This is a genomic window from Pseudomonas sp. BN102 (assembly GCF_029871245.1).
Lineage (GTDB): Bacteria > Pseudomonadota > Gammaproteobacteria > Pseudomonadales > Pseudomonadaceae > Metapseudomonas.
Genome location: NZ_SSON01000003.1, coordinates 1 through 676 on the forward strand (window position 1 = coordinate 1; position 676 = coordinate 676).

The window sequence follows — 676 nt, forward strand, 5'->3', positions numbered from 1 at the left end:
CCTGAGCGGCTCGGATAGTGACGGCGCGATCGATCACTTCGTGATCAAGGCCCTGCCGGCCAATGGCGCCCTGTTGCTCAATGGCGTGGCATTGGCGATCGGCGACAGCGTCCCGGCCACTGGCAATGGCGCGACCGTCACCTTCGTCCCCAACGCCAACTGGAACGGCACCACCAGCTTCGACTACGCCTCGGTGGACAACCAGGGCGTGGAAGACAGCAGCCCAGCGACTGGCACCATCACTGTCGCGTCGGTCAACGATGCCCCGGAGACTGCGGCGGCCTCTGGCTCCGGCAACGAGGATGCGCCCGGCATTCCGGTGGCCCTCAGCGGCAGCGATATCGACGGCAGTGTCGCCAACTTCGTGATCAAGTCCCTGCCAGCCAATGGCACCCTGCTGCTCAATGGCGTGGCATTGAACATCGGCGACAGCGTGCCGGCCACTGGCAATGGCGCGACCGCCACCTTCGTCCCCAACGCCAACTGGAATGGCACCACCAGCTTCCAGTACGCCTCGGTGGATAACCAGGGCCTGGAAGACAGCAGCCCGGCCACTGGCACCATCACCGTGGCGTCGGTCAACGATGCACCGGAAACCGCTGCAGCCTTGGGTTCCGGCAATGAAGACAACCCGATCAGCGTCAACCTGAGCGGCTCGGATAGTGACGGCGCGATC

Annotated in this window: 1 protein-coding gene; it reads left to right on the forward strand. The window is 64.8% G+C overall.

Translation table 11 applies throughout. The features are described 5' to 3' along the window. Positions 1–676 (forward strand): Ig-like domain-containing protein (locus tag E8F12_RS00015; protein WP_280323229.1); only part of this gene is annotated, 676 nt, incomplete at both ends.